Raw genomic sequence first — 19,595 nt, 5'->3', positions numbered from 1 at the left:
GTCAGTGACGGTTCCGTTCATGCAAGCCGACGCACCGTTCTGGAAAGCGCTCGTGTTCGACGGGATCGACGAGGTGGATGTCGAGCAGGTAGCCACCGCCTTCGGGATGGTCGAGATCGTGGCCAGAGGCAGCAAGGCCGGTGCGGCCTGCCCGGACTGCGGCCACTATTCCGAGCGAGTGCACGGCTCCTATCAGCGCAGACTGCGGGATCTCCCGCTCGGCGAGCGGAGTGTCGTGATCCTGCTGAAGGTCAGGCGCTTCGTCTGTGACACGAGGGCCTGTCTTCGACGCACGTTCGTCGAGCCCTTCACACGGCTGACCTGCCCATACGGGCGTTTCACCACCCGGCTCGACCGCGTCTTGGAGCGTATTGGGCTCGCACTGGCCGGACGGGCCGGCGCGAAGCTGGCGGCCCAACTGGGCCTCGGTGCCGGGCGGATGACGCTCCTGCGCCGGGTGATGGCCCTGCCGGACCCGCAGTTCAACACGCCGCGGGTCCTTGGGGTCGACGACTTCGCCACCCGCCGCGGCCACTCGTACGCCACCGTGATCACGGACGGTGAACGGCACAACCCCATCGATGTGCTGCCCGGACGCGAAGCCGCACCGCTGGCGGCCTGGCTGAAGGCACATCCAGGAGTAGAAGTGATCTGCAGGGACCGTGCGGGCGCTTACCGGCGTTGGAGTCCGGGGCCGCAATGAGGCCGGGGTTTTAGCCGGCCTTGGCGGGTTTCCTCGGCCCGGGCCCGGGTGGCTGCCGGATGCAAGGAGCCGGTGCCGGAATTCGGACGGGCAGCCCCACCCTCAGGAGCGCCGCCACCAGGTCTTCCATGAAGGGGCGCATGTGCTCGGGGACTTCCACCGGTCCGATGACGCACTGTTCCAGGACGTGTGCTGCCCGCTGCGCCACCGCGTCCCGGGCGGGGTCCTGGTTGGCCATGTTGTGCTCCTGACGTGCCTGTTCTCGTCGTCCAGCTTGCCAGGCAGCTCGTCGGACAGCTCTGTCGACAGGCGGTCCCTCGTCGACCGCGTCGTGCTCGGCAACGGCGGCCGTTGCGGTGGGACAGAGGTCCGGCCCGCCGCAACGGGGGAATGCGGCGGGCCGATACTGGTCGTCACCCTGCCACAGCTGTGCACCTGTTGCACGGGTATGGGGTGAAACGCTTTTAGGCTTCTGTCCGGCGATGGTGCCGGGCGCGATCGGTGCGGTGCGGGGCCTCCCCCACCGCACCGGATGAGGGGTCACCGCCCCCCGGTCCAGGGCCCCAACTGTGTTCTGACCGGCGACAGCTGGTACTCCCCGAACGGCGTGCCGCGGGGGTGGTGACCGGTCAGCGCAGCGGGCTGCACATAGCAGAGGCCTCCCGTATGGCCGCGAGCGCGCCGGCCAGACGGGCCGACAAGCCGTGGCGGGCGCCGGAGATGAACGACAGCGCCGCGTCGAGGAGTTCAGCCTCCACGGCCGCGAACCCCTCCCCCGCCCCCGCAGAGACAGCCGGCGCCGCGGCCACGGCGGGGCCGGGCTGCAGGGTCAGGACGCAGTTGCCTCGGTGAGACTCCTTGCCGCGTCACGGGCCGCTTGCAGCCCGAGCCGGCGGACCTCGCCGAACGGCGGATACATGGAGTCGTGATCGATCCCCTCCCCTGCCAGGCACTTCAGGAGTTCGGGCTCCCACGCGGAGCTGACACGCAGCGTCCAGCCCGTCGCGGACCAGTTCATGTGCGGCTTCCCCTTGACGCTGTTGAGGAAGTTGACGCCCAGGGTCGAGATGTCGGGATACTGATCTCCCGGAACGTTGAGTCCGTCGGTCCGGTAGGACTGCCCGCCGTAGCGCCGGTTGAGGCCTCCGACGAGAAACCGTCCGCGCTGCGCTCGCATCCGGGGATCGAGCGGCGCCTGGTCGACCACGGCGACCTGCTGCGTCCACTCCCCCTTGGCGCGACGCCATCCGTGCGTAGCATCCGCCCACTCCAGCGTCTGCTGGGAGAAGTCGATCGTGTCCACCCGCTGTGTGGCATCGCAGTGCAGGTGAAGCATGAACAGACGTCCGTCGACGCCATGCTGCTGGTCGACCGCGAAGAACAGCGCCTCCATCGGCGACTCGGAGACATCGATGAGCCGGGTAGGAATGCCGTGGTGCTGCAGGACGGCAAGCAGCTGCCCGTCCGTCATACGCCGCCCGATGCCCTCGCGCCGCATGACGTCGATGACCGCGCGCTCTGTTCCCGCCATCACACGCTCGTCCACACCCATGCGCATGAAGTTAGCGGGGACGGGCCCGGAGCGGATCCGGGCCCGTCCGCCCCGGGCGGCTACCGGTGCTGCACCCACCACACCAGGCATGCCACGCATTCCGAACCCGCCGCCCAGGCAGCCCCGTTGACGAGGCTGACGAGCGCGGCACGGGTGAGCCGACGGGTGATCGGTGTGGGCTTGTCCATGGTTCCCCTCCTGGGTGTCCGCCCGGCACCAGCGGCCGGGCAGCACGACCGTGCCGGGTAGAAGAAGGAGTTGTCCGAAAGGGTGGGCAGGGCGGGCAAAAATTCCCTACCCTCCTGGTCATCGAGGGTGCCCGTCGCGCCCGCAGTGGGCAGCCGGGCGCAGCGGGCACCGGGAAACAGGGGGGTGTGGATGGAGAAGCCACCCAAGGCCCGTGCGCTGTACGACGCGCTACGCGCGCTGGAAGTGAGGGCCAAGACTGCGCAGAACGCGAAGGGAAAGCGGTACACGCGCCGCGACATCGCCGAGAAGGCCGTCAAGGACGCCGGGGGTAACGTCAAGACGTTGGGCAACCTCCTCAACAAGTGGCTCGCGGATGACTGGCCCACGGCGACGACACCTGCCCCCCAGAGCGAAGTCCAGCTGTTGGCTGTGGTCAAGCTGTGGTGCGAGTGGTCCGGAGAAGAGTTCGACAGAGGCAAGTGGGCGACCTTGCTGGATGAGGCTCAGCCCACTCGCGCCAGGGCCCACTCCGATCGAACGCGGGCATCCGCACCCCCCGGAACCGAGACTGATCCGCTGGACCAGGCCATCGCAAACTGGGTCGAACTCGTCCGTGCCGAACTGCGCGATGAACTGGACGGGCTGCAGGTAAATCGCCCATACCCTCTCCCTGTGTGCGGGCAAGATGCACCCCAAGACGACATACTCGGGATGTACCGCCGTACGCCATCCGGGCGGCTCGTCATCCTCGGTGAGCCCGGCAGCGGAAAATCCGCCCTATCGCTGCGCCTGGCGCAGAAGCTGATCGAGGATCGCAGGGCTGGCGCCCCGGTCCCCGTGGTTTTCACGCTGCGCACCTGGACAGAACCGACCACCGGCTGGCGTCAGTGGCTGACCGACGCACTCACCGAGCGGTACCCGCCGCTGCGAAGGCAGAGGAACGGGGACATCACCCTGGCCCATGAACTAGTGATTCACGATCGGATCCTGCCGGTCCTCGACGGACTCGACGAACTGCCCCTGAAGTTACGGGCCGCTGCCGTCGAGCAGTTGCCCAGTGACGGGCCCGTGATTATGACGAGCACGCCAGAGGGCTACGCGGGGGCCGTGCAGGATGTCGGGCCGGTGCCCGGCGCCACGGAAATCACCCTCAGCGAAGTCGACGGCCGCGAGCTCGCACGGTACTTGCCGCAATCGAGTCACGCCGACTGGACGCCCGTCGTCGGACCGTCCGATATCGAGAATCCGGCCGCGACTGCCGTCCGTGAGGCTCTGCGCACCCCCCTCATGATCACGCTCGCACGCGATGTCCACCGCTCCACCCCCTCCAAACTGCTGAAGGTCGCCGCTGAGGGCAGCAGCGCCACAGTGAAGCACTATCTCCTCAACGAGTTCGTTCCCACCGTCTACTCCAAGAAGTTACTCGAGCCGCAGAGGAAGCGTCGCCGCAGTTCTCGGGAGTGGCACACCAGGGATCAGGAAGATCGCGAGACGACACGTCGGTACGTCCGGACTCTCGCCAGGCTTGCCGCAGACGACCGGTCAGGCGGCGTTCTCGCATGGTGGCGGTTGTACGCGACCGTCCCGCACGGCTTCCGCACGCTGGCTATCGGCACGTTCTACCTGCTGACCGGCTTGGTCGCAGCGGCACTCGCGCAGGGCGCGTACTCCTGGACCGGTGACTCGGGCACAAACATGCTGCTCGTGAGCCTCCCCGTGGTCGCCGCGGCTGCTGCGATCCTCGCGGCCCAGTCCCTCCGAGACAAAACACTGCCCTCACCGGCGAACATCCGACTACGGTTCCGCGGCCGGACCTCAAAGATCCTCAAAACGTCCGTAGTGGTCTTCCTCTTCGCCAAAACGTCCCTTTTCCCCGTGAAAGCCACCGCGTATTTCACCGGGCAAACGGGCATCCTGGTGCTGGCCACAACGCTCACATGGGGGCTTGGCCTGGCCATCGCCAGCACCTACATGCTGCGGCAGTTCCTCGAAGCCCCGCTCAAGCTCGACGCAGTACCAAGCACGCCGGAGACACTCGTTGCAGAACGGAACAGCCTTCTGCTGAATACGGCCATCGCGCTCATCTCGACCGCACTCGGCCTCGGCGCCGTTGCCATGGCAGTCTTCCATTCCGCACAGTGGACGCAGTGGGCACTGGTGGTTGTCGCTTTCGCCGCCCCGGTGCGTCTGGCAACCACCGTGCTGTCGACCGCCTACGGCAGGTTCTGCCTCGTGACGCGACCGTACTTCGCTCTGACCGGCCGGCTGCCCTGGCCCGTGGTGGATTTCCTCGACGACGCAGCATGCCGCGGTGTCCTGCGCCAAGTCGGCCCCGTATACGTCTTTCACCACGACTTACTGCTGCAAGCTCTCCTCGACGGCTCTCCCCCATCCGGGCAGGACGCCGTCGGCCGTGACGACGACCCCGTCGGCGGGCGGACCACGCGAGCCGAAGACCGTGAGAGTGGCACCGAAGAGTCCTCCATGACCTGACTGGATGTGCCTTGTTCTGTCGGGTGCGTCCAGCGCAGTACGAGGATGTGGGACACGACCGACTGATGAGGCGATGGCCGCGAGGGCATCACGGGTGGCCTGTGTCGTTTGTGGAGTTCGTCGAAGAAATCGGGTGCGCACGGGGCCGCTTCGAGGCCGGACGCTGATTTCCGGGAATAGCTGCGCCGGGGCGGTCCCGGCGAGATCATTGGCGCCATTCGGGCAGTGCGGGGGTGGGGGCGCATGGGCGGCGATTCGACGTGGCTGCGCCAGCTGGGGCAGGGGGGTCTGCTGGTCCTGGTGTCGGTCGGGTTTCCCGTCACGGCCGTCGTCCGGTCAGCGCAGTTGCGGGAGCATCCCGTGCTCGCCTTCTGCGTGCTGTTGGTCTATGAGGTGGTTGTCGCTGGCGCCGCCTTCGTTGGCGCGGTGGTGCGCGACCTGCGGGGACGGTGGGTCAAGCGTGCTGCCGACTCCCTCGATCTGTGGATCCGCCGCAGGCTGTCCCCGTACACCCGGCAACTGCTCAAGTACGTTCGGGCCAGCACTCGTTACATGGACGTGAAGGGCCTGTCGACCACGGGGGAATACACGCTCGAGATGCAGGACGTCCTGGTCTCGCTGTCGCTAGTGTGATGCGCCAGAAATCTCGGGCTTAAGTCTGTGTCAGGTTTCGATCGTCGGCGGGTTGATTTTGGTGAGGTAGTCGGCGAGGGAGTTGAGGATCTCGTCGGCGGTCTTGGTCCAGGTGAAGGGCCTGGGGTTCTCGTTCCATCCGTCGATCCAGGCCTTGATGTCTTGCTCCAGGGCCTTCACAGAGGTGTGTACGCCGCGGCGGATGAGCTTGTCCGTCAGCAGGCCGAACCACCGCTCGACCTAGTTCATCCAGGAGGAGCCGGTGGGGGTGAAGTGGACGTGGAAGCGGGGGTGTTTTCCGAGCCACGTCTTGATCTCGGCGGTGTTGTGGGTGGCGTAGTTGTCACAGACCAGATGGACGTCGAGGCCGGCCGGCACGGCCTTGTCGATCGTGACCAGGAACTTCTTGAACTCAATCGCCCTGTGGCGACGGTGCAGTTCCGATATGACACTGCCATCGGCGATGTTGAAGGCGGCGAACAGGCTGGTGATGCCGTGCCGGTAGTAGTCGTGGGTGCGCCGCTCGGGCATGCCCGGCATCATCGGGAGCACCGGCTGGGACCGGTCAAGCGCCTGGATTTGGCTCTTCTCATCCACGCAGAGCACCACCGCTTTCTCCGGCGGATGGTAGTACAGGCCGACGACATCGACGACCTTCGCGATGAACTGCGGGTCGGTGGAGAGCTTGAACGCGTCCTGGAGATGGGGCTTGAGGTCGAACTTCTTCCAGATCCGTCCGATGGTGGACCTCGACAGTCCGGAGTGCTTGGCCATCGAGGCCCGCGACCAGTGGGTGTCCTTGCCGGGGGTGGACTCCAGTGTCGCCGTGAGCACGTTTTCGACTTGGTCCAGCAGGATCGCGGGCGGCCTGCCGGGGCGCGGCTCATCGGTCAGCCCGTCCAGCCGCAAGCGGATGAATCTCGACCGCCAGCGGTTCACCGTTCCGTGCGAGACGCCGAGTTCGGCGGCGATGATGTTCTTGTGTGCGCCGCGGCGGATCATCTGGTGGGCGAGGTAGCCGAACCAGCGCTCGACCTGGTTGATCCAGGAGGAGCCGGTCGGGGTGAAGTGCAGCTCGAACCGCGGGTGTCTGGCCAGCCAGGCCCTGATCGCCGGTGTTTTGTGGGTGCCGTAGTTGTCGACGATCAGGTGGACCTGCAGGTGCGTCGGCACCTCCTTGTCGATACGGATCAGGAACTTCTTGAACTCCACGGCCCGGTGGCGGCGGTGCAGGGCGGTGATGACCTCGCCGGTGGCGACGTCATCACCGCCCATCGCGACCGAAGTCGGCAGCCTCGACCGGCCGGACGCCGTGCTGTGCTGTGCTGTGCCGCACCAACATCGGCGCCATGGCCGAAGTCATGCGCCTGCTCACCACCGGCCACCGCGTCGCCCTCACCCGAGGCGGACAGCAGCTCGCCGCGCTGGCCCTCGCAGCCAGCGACCTCAAAGACGGCCGCCGCACCACCCACCCCGAACTCGTCCTCTTCCCCTCCTGGGGCGAAGTCCAGGACTACGCCGCACACGATCCCGCCGGGCGTGACCTGCAGCCCTTCGTCGACCTCGTCGACACCCACGGGCCCGACGCCATCCTCACCGCCGTCGACCAACTCACCGACGAGTCCCACGCCGATGCGACCGTCTCCACCGCCCACACCGCCAGAGGCCGCGAATGGCCCACCGTCCAAATCGGCAACGACTTCCCACCGCCCAAAGACACCGACCAGCACGACGGCCAAGGACGCCCCATCCCCGAACCCGTCAACGACACCGACGCCCGCCTCGCCTACGTCGCCGTCACCCGCGCCCGACAACACCTCGACCTCGGCGGCCTCTCCTGGATCAACACCCACCCGTCTGGCGAGGTCAGTCGTGCCGTTCGCGTTCTGCGGTGACGAGGAATTTCACGGCACGGCAGAATTTGTCGAAGGAGGGCGCTGCGGCGCGCGCGGCGTCCAGGTCGACCTGTGCCGCGAAGGACGGCTGGTGCGCGGTCGGGAACATCCGAGTCCTGCGGCCGGTGGACACGATCGACATGCTGCTCCCGCTGCCCGGCGCCAACGTGGTCATGCACTTGATGAAGTTCCCCAGGCGGGTGGCATAGCTCCTCGCGTCCCGCGACGAGCACCACTGTGAATTCCCTATCCTGGGCATCACCAACAATTCGGACGCCTACGAAACTTGATCGAGCCCTGCCCCTCCAGCGAATTACCCAACCCGGTACCCTGGTTCGGTCAATGCTGGGCCGGTCATGTGGCGTGGCTGGCTCGCTCTCTTCATGCACTTTTCAGGACTGGAGGCTGGCGTGAACGGGACGTCTGGAAGCGATGCGGAACGCGTGAGGCAAGCGTGGTGGAGCATAGTGGGTTGGATGGAGGAAAATGCGCCTTTGAGTGCAGAGGCACTTAACCCTCCGGCTGGCGATGAAGACATAGCTCAGCTGCGAGCCGTCTTTGACGACGATATTCCTGACGTGCTGGAAACGTGGCTTCGCATGAACAACGGGAGTACAGCAAAGAACCGGAGAGAGTCTATTCCAGGCGGCTTCAGGGTGGTGAATCATCCGGATTCGAATATTTTTCCATTCGGGAAGGCGTTTCTCAGCTCCCAGGAGATGGCCGCACATCGCGCCGATTATCTGCACATTGCTGCCGATATCGGCGATGAACACTACTGGAAGCCTTCCTGGATTCCGGTCATCGAGATGCCGGATGCCCCCTATGGATTCCTCCTTGAAATGAAAAGTGAAGGCGAGGGTTTTCCCATTCTCTCCTTCGCCGAAGGCTCATATCCGCGCCCTTATGCGCCCTCACTGGCGCATGTTCTGGATGCATTGTCCAGTGCTATTAGCCATGGGGCAGGTTCAGCGTTTTCTTTGTCCGGTGCGGCTGCCACTGCTGCCGACGGACGAATTACATGGATTTAAAGGCCGGAACGGCTGGGAGGAGAACATGTACCCCCAGCCGTTCCGGTCAATAGTTCGAACTTTAGGGTTTACGGGCTTCCAGCCAGTACTCGTCCCCTTCGATAACTCTGTTTTTCTTCCTGAAGCCGGGGAAGGCAGCCATGGACTGGGTATTCTGGTTGTTGGATATACTGGATCGGCCGCAGGACTCATTCCAGGTGGGGAGAGGGGAACGCAGGTCGGGCAGCATGTGCCATACGCCGCTACTGTCTCTCTTGGCATAGGTGGCTAGGCACTCGTCACCCGAGGAGACGGGGTTGAGGTTCTTCCCTCCCCACGACTTCGGAGTTCCGGCGGACTGCCAGCTAGCCGCGAACGGAAATTCGTCACAGCTCGGTTTGTCGTCACCGCTGGATGAAAGTTCCGGCGACAATGTGGTGTCCGGGTTCCGCAGCCACGCCTGCGGACAAATGACTACGTCACGATTGTAGTCGATGATCGAATAATTCTTTCCCGGAGCGAGCACGTCCTCGGAGAGAAAGTTCAGTGGTTCTCCTTGGCCTTTCAGCCCGTAGTGTCCTGGCAGCATATGCTGTACTAGCCATGCGTGTGCCGCAGCTGCCGGAAACTTTTTCTCGTTGAGTGTGTACGTCGGCTTGTACCAGCTGAACACACATCCAGGAGTGTTCTTTACCTCGACGTCGCATCGGACATTGAGGGCATCCTTCTCGACGGTAGTGGGGTTGTCGGCGGGAGTACCGTTTGCGACACCGTCGAAGGTCCAGTAGGGGAGGATAGAGTTACTTTGATCTCCCGATGGAGTCCATTTTATTTTTGTGGTTATGGTCGCGGTGTGAGCATCCCCGAATGTCCATATGCTAGATCCGCTCCACGTTGAACTGATGACGGAGCAATATCCCCGACATTGGAAACCGAGGTCGAGGTTTACCTCGGTCATCACACCACTCATGGAGTCCAGCTGAATCGTTGTTCTCTGCGTAAACGTATCGCTGTCTACGTCAGTGTCGATCGCGTTCCTGTAGTCGAAAATTGCCAGACCATCCGGATCGTCATCGTCATAGTGTATGACATTCAGATCGTCGTGAATGCACGCGTCGGTGCGGATGTACGTCATTGATTTCTCTACGACCGAGCACGCCGCGGTTTCGCCGGCGGACACGGACGACAGCGCCTTTGTCCTGCTTCTCGGAGAGGTCGTAATGGACACGGACGACGCCTTTGCTCTGCCGCTCAGCGAGATGCCCCCGGGGAAGAACGAACCCGCGATGGTTTCCGGTGTCTCGACTGGCGTGGGATCCGGAGCGTTGACGTCCGGGTCGCCGAAGGTCAGGTCAGAGGGGATGCCGGAGTAGTCGCCGGGCACGAACGCGACGGCGTCGTAGGCCACGTCCTTGTCGGCGGCGCCGTCGGAAGTGGTGTTGGTGAGCTGTACTTCCGGTGCCTGGTTCTCGAAGTTGTAGGCGCCGAGTGAGACCCAGCTGTTGTTCTGTGTGTTCTGGTTGATGGTCTTGGTGACCGCGCCGAAGGGTGTGATGACCTTGTAGGTGGTGTTGGAGACCTGCGCGCCGGTGTCCGGGATGTGCACGTAGACCTTGGCTTGGCTGCCGGAGATGGCGGCGTTCAGCTTCCAGTCGCCGAGGATGGTCATGCGTCCGCCGTCGCCGCCGAGGTGGTCGGTGTCGCGTGCGTGGGTGAACCAGAAGTGGCCGTTGTAGCCGCCGCCGATCTGGTGCAGGTCGGCCTTCGCGTCGTACTGCCCGAGCCCTGGCCCGGTCGCGTTCGGGTCGGGGTAGAAGGTGAACTGGAACGAGCCGTCTGTCGTAGTTGTGCCGCAGTCGCTCCAGGTGTTGGTGCCTGCGGGGACGGACTCGACGACCTTCGCGCCCGAGGGTGCGCCGGAGCAGACAGGGGTGCCGTACTGCAGGCGGTAGCCGCGGCCGGGCTCATTGATCGCCGTCACGTACTTGATGTGCTCGATGCCGCAGCTGGCGGAGCAGTCGGACTTCCAGGTGGTGTTCGATTCGTGCCACCAGTACTGGGTGTAGCAGCCGGCTGTGGGGCAGTCGGGCGGGTTGGCGGTGTCGCAGTTGTTCTTGGTGTTGCAGAATGCGTCGAGCGGCGGCGAGACATGCGCCCGGCGGTACTTTCCGCTGGCCGGGTCGATGACGCTCCCGGCGGTGCCGTTCCAGGAGGCGGGGTAGAAGCCGGCGGAGGAGAAGCCGGACTCGCCCGGCCAGTCCTGCCGGCCGGAGGTGGCGTAGGAGTGGCCTGTGTCCTGGGACCAGGCGGCCCAGCCCATCACTTTCTCCTCGTACGGCCAGTTCTGGGGATGAGCGGCGTCCTTGTTGGCCTGTGGGTCGAGGTCGGTGTTCATGAACGCCAGCCGGGACGCGGGGTAGACGGGGTTGGCGGGGTTGTTGAACCAGCCGAGCCCCCAGTTGCCGTTGGTGCCCGCATCCGCCTTCTTGTTGAAGCCGAGGTTGTAGTTCCACACGGCGGTGAACCAGTTCTCCGGCTTGGCCGCGTCGTCGTTGTTCACGGCGATCGTCTGGCCAGACGAGTGCACCTCGTTCCACTTGTCGGCGAGGATGTAGAGCGAGGCGGCGATGTTGGTGGTGTAGTCGAGGGCGATCGCACGCTGTATGGGGACGTCGCGGGAGGTTTCGCCCTCCTTCTCGTGTCCGGCCAGGCGCATGCCGTCGGTGACCTGCCCGACGCCGTAGCCGCAGTCGGACTTGTCCCAGCGGATGGTCCAGAAGTCGTTGAGGGTGCCCCCGGTCTGGTGTCCGTAGAAGCCGTCGACGGCCGCGAGCGGGTTGCCCATCTGGCCGGGGATGGAGCCGGATTCGGCCTGCCACAGATTGGATTCCTGGGCGAGGATGCCCAGTTGAACCTGTGCGGGAATGCTTCCACCACCGTTCAGAGGGGGTTTGGGGAACATGCCCTGTGGGTCGATGGTGGAGATCCCGGTCTGGGATCGCCAGCCGCCCTGCGTGAGGTAGTTGGAGCGCAGCTTGCCCTGGACGGCCATGTCCACCGCCCATTCCACCTGGTTCGGCGTCGGCTGAAGAGCCTGGGTGGCGACGTCGTTGCGGGGCACGGAACACCAACGGTCCGTGTCCACGGGGTCGTTGGCCCTGGGGTCCGCGTCTGCCGTGGTCGCCGTCCTCATCGTCGATATCTGCGGCTTCGAGGAACCGGTCAGCGCCGGCGACGGCTTGCCGCCCGCGGTGGTGCCGGGCTCGGCGGCCTTCTGGCTTGTGTGCTTGCCCGTGCCCGGTACCGACCCGGTGATGGTCAGGGCATGGCTGGTGCGGCCAGCGGTCGTCTCCGCCGCCGGCTCCTTGGTAGCGGTACTGGTGAAACCGCGACCGGCATCCTTGATGGTGGCGATGCCCGACTGCACCGCCGGCGAGACGACCGGGTCGATCGCCAGGCGGCCACGCGTGGACAGGTCCGCGTCGGGGGAGACGGCCAACGCCTTGATGCCGCTGGCCGCAAAGCCCTTGCTGCGGCTGGCCTTTCCAGTGAGGTAGACGGTGCCGTCGGTGCCCTGGCGCAGGTTCATCTCGGTGAGCTTGCCGCTCGCGACGGTGGCTTTCCTGCCATGTGCGTAGGTCTGCACGTTGGCTTCTGTGTTGCCGGTGCGGTCGATGTAGCCGACTGTTCCGTCGTCGGTCACGCGGATGCCGTACGGGGCGTGCTTCGTGGAGGCGAGCTTGGTTGTCCTGCCCTTGTGGTCGACGTGGACAAGCCGGTTTCCGGCGGCACCGATCACACCGTCCTTGGTGGAGACGGCCGAGGTGATCTCACCCTCGGCGGTGGTGTCGGCGACCGTGGTGCCCTTGCCGTCCACCGTGATCAGGCGCGTCTTGGTGTCACGCAGCGCGGTGAAGACAGCGGTGCGCGTGGCCGGGCTGCACGTAGGGTCGAAGTAGGCCAGGGACGCGGTGAACGGGAGCTTGGTGACGCTTCCGTCGTCCAGGTTCACGATCGCGGTGAACGCGCCGCCCATCATCAGGTCGGGCTCAGGGTCTTTGAGAAGTGGTCTTGTGTCCGGGTTCGTCATGCCAGCCCGAGGGCGGTGAGGGGCCGTTGGTGGTCACGGGCGGTGTGGCGGAGGGCGGCTGCGATGTTGGTGTGTCCGTCCTGGCGGTGGATACCGATGGCGAGGTTGCGCAGGCCGGCCATGACGCGGGGCAGGCGGCGGGTGCGGGTCTTGGAGGCGTCCTCGTGGAAGGTGCGGTCGCGGACGTGGTGGAGCTGGTTCTCGATGCGCCAGTGGCCACGGATCCAGGTGGCGAGTTCGCTGCCCGTGGCCGCGCCGGGTGGCAGGCTCGTGACCAGGTAGATCCGTTCGATCGTCAGCTTGCCTGTGCCCAGATCGCGTCTCCGGCGCACGACTTGGAGGGCTTGGCGGGCGTGGGGGTAGTCGAGGTGGGCGAACGTGGCGGTCTTCAGACGGCGGATCTCGTCGCGGTGGTGGGCCCGTCCGCGTTCGTAGTGGTCCAGGCGGACGTCGCGCCAGGGCAGGCACCGGACGCTCTCGTGGAGAGCGGGGTGGTTCCTTTTCACCACGGCGAGGTAGTGGGCTCCGCGTTTGTGCAGGTAGGTGGCGTGGTCGTGCTGGGTGTGCAGGGCGTCGGCGGTGATGACGGCGCCGGTCAGATCGATGCTGTCCAGGAGTGGAGCGAAGGCCGGGATCTCGTTGCTCTTCCCGTCGATCTGTCGTTGGGCGAGGACCTGGCCGCTGTGCGTCATCGCTGCGATCAGGGCGACGGCCGGCCGTTTCACGGTGCGGGAACCGCGGAGAGTCTTGCCGTCGACGGCGATGATCTTCCGTCCCGAGGCTGGTGCCTTGCGTTCCTGGAGGAAGTGTCCGATGGCGCGGTCCAGTGCGTCACCGTCCGCGGCGGCCAGGACGAGGCGGATGGTCGTGGCATGGGGCGGGCGGATCAGGCCGGTCAGCGGATCGGGCCGGAATCCGAGCAGGGCCAGGACGCGCTGCGGGGCGTCGGCGACCCACTCGCCGATCGCTGTGATCGAGGCAGCGCCGGCCAGAACGGCGGCGGCCGCAGCGGTGAGCAGGGCCGTCCATGGGTGACGGATACCTCGACGGGCCCGTGGGTCAGGCACCGTGGCCAGATAATTCCGCAGGTCAGCGACCGTTTTCAGCGGGGCAGGCCCGGAGGCGTCCCCCAGTTGCTGGAGACATGACGGCATGCGGGAAGATGGGTGCGCAGGCATGGACTCGCTCGGTGGTCATACGGACTCGACACCCACATGATCACCAGCATCCATGCCTGTTCTGCGTCCAGGGTCGCTGCCGACAGGATCTGACAAGACGTCACATCCGGTGCTCGGCAGGCGAACCGCCCACCTCAAAACTTCTCAAGGGCCCTGAGGTCGGGCTTGTTGGTGAAAGTGCGTGGAGCGTAGACGACGGCCGCGTGATGGTCGTCCATGACACAGCTGTTGCCGATCCAGGTGTCGGCCGGAAGCTGAGGCTCACTCAGGACGGCAGCCGTCCTCCAGGCGTAGCCGTCTTTGCTGTCCGCGACCAGGAGGTGCAGTCCGTCGCTGTCGGCTGCCGCCGTCACGGCCCGGTCGGCAGAGGTCTTCCAGCGTTTACCGAGAACGGTGTCACGATCCTTCAGCGGGACCGCCGACGCGGACTTCTCCTCCGATGTGACGGCCTGCTTCTGCGCCGACTTCTTCGGCGGGTTCGGTATCGCTGCTTGTGCGGTGCTCGTGGTGAAGGTGGAAGCGATCAACGCGGTTGCTGCGGTGATAACCAGTGCAGATGACTGTCTCCTCCTTCTTGCCCGTGTTGGATAGCGCATGATGTGCTGGTTGTCCTTCCAGTAAGTGGCCAGCCCGCCAAGGCAGTTGTCGGCTTCTGCGGAATGGGTCAGTAGTCACAGCACCGTGCGTCCACTGCCACGGTGTCGATCCGGACCGACGAAGCTCTCGCCCGCACCTTCAGTACGTTTCCAGCGCATCGATGCAGATCTTCGGTTGCTGCGGAATGGATCCGAGGTGCGGTCCGTCTACGGTGCCGGCCTGGCTCTTCACGCCGTAGGCCGGCACGCCTTCGATGCGGAACTTGTTTGAGGCGACCCAGTCCACACCATCACTGACATCGATGTCGCAATTGGCGGGCTTGCCGGTGGTGGTGCCGAGGGCCGCACAGACGATGACCTCAGGGGCCTCCGACCGGGCACCAGTGGGGCCGCCCGCCCCGGCCGGAAACGGCCTGAAGGGCGGACGGGAACCTAAGAGTTGAGCCGGTTCCTACGCACGACGTGCGAGGCGTGGGTGACGCTGAGAGGTGAGAGTGACAGGTCAATGGGTGCCGGCGAACGGGTCGTACTGGACGACTTTCAAGCTGATCTTCGCGCCGCTCGTCCCCGCCGTGGCGCCGGAGACCGTGATGTCTGCCTGGGTCGGCCACGTGGTGCCCGGCCAGACATTGCCGGCCTTCTCGACGACCGAGAACGGGGACTTCTGCTTGCCACCCACGACCGTCACGGTGACGGTGTAAGCCACGCGTTTGTCACTGCTGTTGTGGAAGGTCAGCGGTACCACGACCCGTCCCGACACCAGGCGAGGCATGTACGCGACGACCTCACCGTGCGCTGCCGTGGCCGCGGCCTTCCCGAATCCGTAGTCCTTGGGATCAGGGACAGCGGTGTTCGTCGGCTGGACGGGATCTCCACTGGCGGCGGCGGCCGCGCGTTGGGCGGCCGCGTTCTGCGCTGCCTTGTTGGGGGCGCCAGCCGTGCCTGACGGCTTGGCCGCGGCCGCGGCAGTGGCCGAGGAGTGCGGTGTGGACGACGTGTCGGCCTGGTGGCTTCCCTGGTTGCCGCAGGCGGTCAGAGCAAGCGGCAATGCGGCTATCGCCACTAACAGGAAGCGCGCGGAGGCCCGGGTTCTGCCGGGCAGGTTCTCAGTCACAGGAGAACATGTACTCGGTCGTGTAGTTGATGTACAAGCTGCTCGAAGTCGCGCCCATCTTCGCAGTCACGGGTGCGCAGACAGCGCTGGCTACGAAGAGCGGGCCGGCGTATTCGCTGAAGTTCCCCGAGTCCGTGGAGCAGCCGGTGTTGTCCACCTTGCACACGTGCACGTACATGTAACGCGACACCCCGACGTTGTTGTCGAGAATGACGCAGCCCTTGCCGTTGTTCTCGTAGGAGAACAACGTGGCGAACCGCTGGTTGGGGTCCGTCCCCTCCGGAAGCGGTACAGCATGGAACAGGCTGTACCCGGTCCCGCACACGGTGGCCGCCGCTGCCGCGGCTTGCGGGTCGGCCCTGGCGATGGCCCGAGTGGCCGCATCGGCTGTCTTCGCGACCGGAACGACAGGCTGGCCGGCGGCCATCGCCTGCGGTCCGGCCGCCATACCTAAGACGTCATCCGCTTTCCGAACGTGATCGTTTAGTTCGGGGTGGGTGGGCATGAACTCCTTTTCGTGGCGGGAGAGATGGGCGTGGTTCGTCCGCTCGTCTTGCTCGTGGAGGTGGCTGGTGGTGTCGGTGCTCGGTCTGCTGGAGGCCAGGGAGAAGAGGGTCCGGGAGGAGATCGCACGGTTGCGGGAGGAGGCCGAGCGGGTGCAGGCCGCGCTCGGTGACGCGGAACGCGGGCTTCAGCGGCTGGTGGACGCTCGGGTGACAGTGACCGAGGTACTGGCCGGGCCGCCTTCGGTGGTCACGGAGCCGACGGGAAGCGCGGTGGCGGGTTCGACGGTGCCCCGGCGGGAGACGGGCATGGCAGCGACAGCCCTCGCGCCGGACTACCAGCGGATCCTGTCGGTGCTGGAGTCTGAAGCGGGCCGGCAGGGCATGCGCTGCCAGCAACTGGCCACAGCCCTGGGGCTGGATGCGGTGCCGGCGAATGTCGAGGGACTGCGGTCGAAGGCGAAACGCCTGGTGGAGCGGGGGTGGGCACTCCAGGTGCAGCCGGGAGTGTTCACCGCTCTCGCGGTGCCGGCCGTCTGAAGCCTGCCGGGCGGCGTCCGGCCAGGCGACCGCTCATGAGCATGGTCATCGACCACAGCACCATGGCTTCGTGCATGGCCGGCAGCGTCTCGTAGTCGCGCACCAGGCGACGCGAGCGCATCAGCCAGCTGAGCGTCCTTTCCACCACCCACCTGCGCGGCAGCACCACGAACCCCGCTGTGTCATCGGTGCGTTTGACGATCTGAAGGGTGAGCCGGGGCTTCTCTCGGGCCCAGTCGACGAGCCGGCCGGCATAGCCGCCGTCCGCCCATACCAGCCGGATGGAGAAGTACTGCCGTCGCAGCCGCTGAAACAGCGGGACGGCGGCGTCGCGGTCCTGAACGCTTGCCGCACTCACCGCGACGGCCAGGACCAGGCCGAGGCAGTCCACCACCAGGTGCCGTTTGCGGCCGCCCACCTTCTTGCCGCCGTCCCAGCCGGAGGTCGAGCGCGGGATGTTCACCGCTGCCCGCACCGACTGGGAGTCCACGATCGCGGCCGTCGGGTCCGGCAGGCGGCCCTCTTTCTGACGGACCTGGTCGCGCAGCCGGTCGTGGAGCTCGGCGAGCAGCCCCGTGACCTGCCAGCGGCGGGCGAAGGCATGCACGCGGCGATACGGCGGGAAGTCCGCCGGCAGGTTGGCCCACTTCACGCCGTTGTCCACGACATAGCGCACCGCGTCGAGCATCACGCGGTGGCAATAGCCCTCCGGCCGCCCGCCCCGCCCCTCCAGCCAGGCCGGAACAGGCAGCAACGGCCGCACCACCCGCCACTCCGCCTCCGTCATGTCGGAGCCATAACTCGGGGTGCGGTCCGGCCCGTCCGCCGCGTTGCCGAACCTGTGCGCGAGGCAGTCACACGACGGTGGCAGCGAGTTGGACTCCACGCACGCGGACGCGAAAGACTGCGGCAACAGGGCCTCCTGGTACTCGGTTGGGATCGCACCCCCGAACTACCAAGAGGCCCTGCTGCCATGCACCGGCCCTCACGCGATCACCCGATCAGGAACCCTGTTCGACCAGGCCAGCCCCGTGATCGATAAGCGGATGGCGTCTGAGGCAGTGACCATACGGCTGGATCGAAGTCGTCCAATACCCCATCCAGATCGGCCGAGAAGACCCACATCGCGTTCGCGTGACACTGTGGGTCCAAGGATGCTGAGGCTATGAGCTTGCGCTGTGGTGACCGGTGCCGTCGTGCCTTGCGGTGAGGGCTGGCTGAAGGCTGAGGTGACGCGGGTGGCACGGGCGGCCTTCGTCGGGCTGTTCGATGTCCGACCGGCTGCGGACTACTGGCGGTTGTAGCCATTTCTCTCTACGGCTCTCATTTACGCAGGTCAGAGGCCTTGCTCATGCCACTTACCGGGGGCTGGGTCGAATCGGGGTCGAATCGGATTGACGATTACTTGAGCAGTAGTTGAGAACGTCGTCGTCGAGCTCCTTTCCGTCTCGCTTGCCGGACCCGCACCATCTGGCAGTGCTGGTACGTCCCGGCTTTGTCAGGGCCGCTTGCCACCCTCCCCGGCACCTCCCGGGTCGGGCTGCCCTCAGCTTCAACCGCCCTGCTGCGACAGGACGGCGGTGGCGTCCTTTCACCGCCACTCGAACAACTCGCGCTTCACGGCGCACCTATGTCCCTCGTCAAGCCCGAGCTGGTCATGCGGGGCTTGTTTCGGGGGTTCGGGTTCGTAGAAGGTGCCGTCTCGGAGCATCGCGAACAGCACGTTGATCCGTTGTCGGGCCAGGCGCAGAAGTGCCTGTGTGTGGGTTTTCCCTCGGGCCCGGCATTTGTCGTAGTAGGTGCGGGAGGCGGGATCGTGCAGGGCCGCGAACGCGGAGAGGAACATCGCGCGTTTGAGCTGCCGGTTGCCGCCTCGTGGCGCGTGTTCGCCGTGGATCGAGGTGCCCGACGACTTCGTCGTGGGGGCGAGGCCGACGTAGGAGGCGAGGTGGGCGGCGGTGGGGAAGCTGGTGCCGTCGCCGACGGTGACCAGCACAGTGGCGGCGGTCCTGACCGCGACCCCCGGAATCGAGGTCAGGACCGCGGAAAGAGGGTGGTAATGGGCGACGGCGTGTGCCCTCGGCCACCATCTCCTACGACCCCGACCTGAGGCGCGCACTGCTCCGACCAGCGGAGCAAGAGCGTGAACGGGTGGAACAACTCGTCGCCCCAGCAACGTGGTGAAGGCGAGCGAAGAAGACCTGGCCTGGCTGTACCCAGGCGCGAGCCCCGACGATACGGCGGCTCGCTGGGCGGCAAGCGGCCCAGCGTTCGTCGTCCTCACTCTGGGAGCAGACGGAGCCCGGGTGTGGTGGCGGCGCGGCTGCCAGGACATCGCGCCGGTGCCCGTCCAAGTCATGGACCCCGTGGGGGCGGATGACGCGTTCATGGCCGGGCTGATGAGCCGGCTGCTGCACGCCGGACCGCTGGGCGGCGGACCCGGAGCCGAGGCCGCGACGGACGCGCGGCCCTTCGCGCGACGACCGACACCGACCGGCTGCCCGCGGTCCTCGGCGAGGCACTGGCGGCGGCCTCCCGGGTGGCCGTTCTCACCTGCACGCGCGAGGGGTCGGACCCGCCCACCGCCGCCGAACTGGTGGCGTGAGCGGGCGCTGGTCCTCACATAGCCGACGGGCAGGTCGAGTGCCAGGCGCGGCAGGTTGATGCCGAACTTGGCGTCGTGCGTGAGGACACAGACGACGGCGCGCTCGTCCACGCTCGTACGCTCCAGACAGTGGTGGGGCCAGTCGACCGCCACTTCTTCCGCGTGCGGGAAGCACGCAGGGGTGGCGAAGAGAGGGCCGGGGCGCCGCAGAGGGGGGCGTGGTGGCCCAGGAAGCTGCCGGCTTGGCTGAGGGCGGCGGCGAAGCCGACGGCGGCGAAGACCAACAGGCGTGGCCGGGACGCATGGACGTGGACGACAGACAGGTGCTCTGGGCACCCGTCCCCTCCCCCGCCGAGGTCGGCGCGGGCGGTGCGGCCGACCGGCAGCAGGGCCTTGGCCTGGTCGGCCCCACCCGGCACGTCCGCGCGCCGTCCACCTCCCCGTAGGCCACACAGTCACCGTCGAGAACGCTCAACGTGAAGCCCAGGAAGCGC

The 19,595-nt window shown here is 66.2% G+C and carries 19 protein-coding genes and 4 pseudogenes; 8 read left to right on the top strand and 15 right to left on the bottom strand.

The genetic code is table 11. The features are described 5' to 3' along the window. Positions 1-4: 4 nt before the first annotated feature. Positions 5-703, top strand: a complete 699-nt coding sequence (locus OG226_RS50900) for an ISL3 family transposase (protein ID WP_329353213.1) — start codon at positions 5-7, stop codon at positions 701-703. 10 nt (positions 704-713) lie between these two features. On the opposite strand, the gene OG226_RS50895 is transcribed toward OG226_RS50900, so the two are convergent. From OG226_RS50895 to OG226_RS50880, 4 genes are all read right to left on the bottom strand, one after another. After that, a complete protein-coding gene (locus tag OG226_RS50895; RefSeq protein WP_328674993.1) occupies positions 714-941 on the bottom strand; it encodes a hypothetical protein in 228 nt (75 codons plus the stop codon). Between the two features lie 391 nt (positions 942-1,332). Further along, positions 1,333-1,461, bottom strand: coding sequence for a hypothetical protein (locus tag OG226_RS50890; RefSeq protein ID WP_328674994.1), 129 nt, complete (start codon positions 1,459-1,461; stop codon positions 1,333-1,335). A gap of 71 nt (positions 1,462-1,532) precedes the next feature. After that, the gene (locus tag OG226_RS50885; RefSeq protein WP_329353212.1) at positions 1,533-2,255 is read right to left on the bottom strand and encodes an FRG domain-containing protein; all 723 of its coding nucleotides are present in this window, start codon (positions 2,253-2,255) and stop codon (positions 1,533-1,535) included. A 59-nt stretch (positions 2,256-2,314) separates the two neighbouring features. Then, positions 2,315-2,443, bottom strand: a complete 129-nt coding sequence (locus tag OG226_RS50880; protein ID WP_328674996.1) for a hypothetical protein — start codon at positions 2,441-2,443, stop codon at positions 2,315-2,317. A 190-nt stretch (positions 2,444-2,633) separates the two neighbouring features. Between OG226_RS50880 and OG226_RS50875 the strand changes: the two genes are divergently transcribed. Both OG226_RS50875 and OG226_RS50870 read left to right on the top strand, forming a co-directional pair. Beyond that, a complete protein-coding gene (locus OG226_RS50875) occupies positions 2,634-4,937 on the top strand; it encodes an NACHT domain-containing protein (RefSeq protein ID WP_328674997.1) in 2,304 nt (767 codons plus the stop codon). Between the two features lie 243 nt (positions 4,938-5,180). After that, entirely contained in the window at positions 5,181-5,570 is a 390-nt protein-coding gene (locus OG226_RS50870) for a hypothetical protein (protein WP_328674998.1), read from the top strand. Positions 5,571-5,600: 30 nt separating this feature from the next. On the opposite strand, the pseudogene OG226_RS50865 reads toward OG226_RS50870, so the two are convergent. Further along, positions 5,601-6,560, bottom strand: a pseudogene (locus OG226_RS50865) (IS630 family transposase); the annotation flags it as partial. A 45-nt stretch (positions 6,561-6,605) separates the two neighbouring features. Then, positions 6,606-6,845 (bottom strand): annotated as a pseudogene (locus tag OG226_RS50860) (transposase); the annotation flags it as partial. A gap of 1 nt (position 6,846) precedes the next feature. On the opposite strand from OG226_RS50860, the pseudogene OG226_RS50855 reads away from it, so the two are divergent. After that, a pseudogene (locus tag OG226_RS50855) lies at positions 6,847-7,465 on the top strand (DNA helicase); the annotation flags it as partial. Here the strand turns inward: OG226_RS50855 and OG226_RS50850 are convergent. After that, the gene (locus tag OG226_RS50850) at positions 7,437-7,640 is read right to left on the bottom strand and encodes a hypothetical protein (RefSeq protein ID WP_329353211.1); all 204 of its coding nucleotides are present in this window, start codon (positions 7,638-7,640) and stop codon (positions 7,437-7,439) included. The pseudogene OG226_RS50855 and the gene OG226_RS50850 sit on opposite strands and share 29 nt — an antisense overlap. Positions 7,641-7,941: 301 nt before the next feature. On the opposite strand from OG226_RS50850, the gene OG226_RS50845 reads away from it, so the two are divergent. Beyond that, entirely contained in the window at positions 7,942-8,496 is a 555-nt protein-coding gene (locus tag OG226_RS50845; RefSeq protein WP_329353209.1) for an SMI1/KNR4 family protein, read from the top strand. Between the two features lie 61 nt (positions 8,497-8,557). On the opposite strand, the gene OG226_RS50840 is transcribed toward OG226_RS50845, so the two are convergent. From OG226_RS50840 to OG226_RS50815, 6 genes are all read right to left on the bottom strand, one after another. Continuing rightward, a complete protein-coding gene (locus OG226_RS50840; protein ID WP_329353207.1) occupies positions 8,558-12,565 on the bottom strand; it encodes a golvesin C-terminal-like domain-containing protein in 4,008 nt (1,335 codons plus the stop codon). Then, positions 12,562-13,719, bottom strand: coding sequence for an ISAs1 family transposase (locus tag OG226_RS50835; protein ID WP_443066974.1), 1,158 nt, complete (start codon positions 13,717-13,719; stop codon positions 12,562-12,564). Before OG226_RS50835 ends, OG226_RS50840 begins: the two co-directional genes overlap by 4 nt. A gap of 158 nt (positions 13,720-13,877) precedes the next feature. Further along, positions 13,878-14,339 carry a hypothetical protein gene (locus OG226_RS50830; protein ID WP_329353205.1) on the bottom strand — a complete coding sequence of 154 codons (462 nt, stop codon included), beginning with the start codon at positions 14,337-14,339 and terminating at the stop codon, positions 13,878-13,880. A 139-nt stretch (positions 14,340-14,478) separates the two neighbouring features. Then, positions 14,479-14,625 carry a hypothetical protein gene (locus tag OG226_RS50825; RefSeq protein WP_328675002.1) on the bottom strand — a complete coding sequence of 49 codons (147 nt, stop codon included), beginning with the start codon at positions 14,623-14,625 and terminating at the stop codon, positions 14,479-14,481. Positions 14,626-14,841: 216 nt separating this feature from the next. Next, positions 14,842-15,453, bottom strand: coding sequence for a hypothetical protein (locus OG226_RS50820; protein ID WP_328675003.1), 612 nt, complete (start codon positions 15,451-15,453; stop codon positions 14,842-14,844). Continuing rightward, on the bottom strand, positions 15,446-15,958 hold the full coding sequence (locus OG226_RS50815) for a hypothetical protein (protein ID WP_329353204.1): 513 nt from the start codon (positions 15,956-15,958) through the stop codon (positions 15,446-15,448). Before OG226_RS50815 ends, OG226_RS50820 begins: the two co-directional genes overlap by 8 nt. Before the next feature lie 70 nt (positions 15,959-16,028). On the opposite strand from OG226_RS50815, the gene OG226_RS50810 reads away from it, so the two are divergent. Beyond that, positions 16,029-16,496, top strand: a complete 468-nt coding sequence (locus tag OG226_RS50810; protein WP_329353203.1) for a hypothetical protein — start codon at positions 16,029-16,031, stop codon at positions 16,494-16,496. On the opposite strand, the gene OG226_RS50805 is transcribed toward OG226_RS50810, so the two are convergent. Continuing rightward, positions 16,468-17,409, bottom strand: coding sequence for an IS5 family transposase (locus OG226_RS50805; protein ID WP_329353201.1), 942 nt, complete (start codon positions 17,407-17,409; stop codon positions 16,468-16,470). The genes OG226_RS50810 and OG226_RS50805 overlap by 29 nt on opposite strands. Before the next feature lie 750 nt (positions 17,410-18,159). Next, positions 18,160-18,555, bottom strand: a pseudogene (locus OG226_RS50800) (transposase); the annotation flags it as partial. A 118-nt stretch (positions 18,556-18,673) separates the two neighbouring features. On the opposite strand from OG226_RS50800, the gene OG226_RS51800 reads away from it, so the two are divergent. After that, positions 18,674-19,123, top strand: a complete 450-nt coding sequence (locus OG226_RS51800; RefSeq protein WP_443066973.1) for a carbohydrate kinase family protein — start codon at positions 18,674-18,676, stop codon at positions 19,121-19,123. A gap of 199 nt (positions 19,124-19,322) precedes the next feature. Continuing rightward, complete coding sequence (locus tag OG226_RS50795) at positions 19,323-19,547, top strand: hypothetical protein (protein ID WP_329353200.1); 225 nt, start codon at positions 19,323-19,325, stop codon at positions 19,545-19,547. The last annotated feature ends 48 nt before the right edge of the window (positions 19,548-19,595 follow it).

Source organism: Streptomyces sp. NBC_01261 (assembly GCF_036226385.1).
GTDB lineage: Bacteria > Actinomycetota > Actinomycetes > Streptomycetales > Streptomycetaceae > Streptomyces.
The sequence above is the reverse complement of the archived record's forward strand: the minus strand, read 5'-3'. Positions and strand labels throughout refer to the sequence as shown.

Coding starts and splice junctions, on each gene's coding strand:
- OG226_RS50895 (WP_328674993.1), bottom strand. CDS start 941: ATGGCCAACCAGGACCCCGCCCGGGACGCGGTGGCGCAGCGGGCAGCA.
- OG226_RS50885 (WP_329353212.1), bottom strand. CDS start 2,255: ATGGGTGTGGACGAGCGTGTGATGGCGGGAACAGAGCGCGCGGTCATC.
- OG226_RS50880 (WP_328674996.1), bottom strand. CDS start 2,443: ATGGACAAGCCCACACCGATCACCCGTCGGCTCACCCGTGCCGCGCTC.
- OG226_RS50875 (WP_328674997.1), top strand. CDS start 2,634: ATGGAGAAGCCACCCAAGGCCCGTGCGCTGTACGACGCGCTACGCGCG.
- OG226_RS50870 (WP_328674998.1), top strand. CDS start 5,181: ATGGGCGGCGATTCGACGTGGCTGCGCCAGCTGGGGCAGGGGGGTCTG.
- OG226_RS50850 (WP_329353211.1), bottom strand. CDS start 7,640: ATGACCACGTTGGCGCCGGGCAGCGGGAGCAGCATGTCGATCGTGTCC.
- OG226_RS50845 (WP_329353209.1), top strand. CDS start 7,942: ATGGAGGAAAATGCGCCTTTGAGTGCAGAGGCACTTAACCCTCCGGCT.
- OG226_RS50840 (WP_329353207.1), bottom strand. CDS start 12,565: ATGACGAACCCGGACACAAGACCACTTCTCAAAGACCCTGAGCCCGAC.
- OG226_RS50835 (WP_443066974.1), bottom strand. CDS start 13,719: ATGCCGTCATGTCTCCAGCAACTGGGGGACGCCTCCGGGCCTGCCCCG.
- OG226_RS50830 (WP_329353205.1), bottom strand. CDS start 14,339: ATGCGCTATCCAACACGGGCAAGAAGGAGGAGACAGTCATCTGCACTG.
- OG226_RS50815 (WP_329353204.1), bottom strand. CDS start 15,958: ATGCCCACCCACCCCGAACTAAACGATCACGTTCGGAAAGCGGATGAC.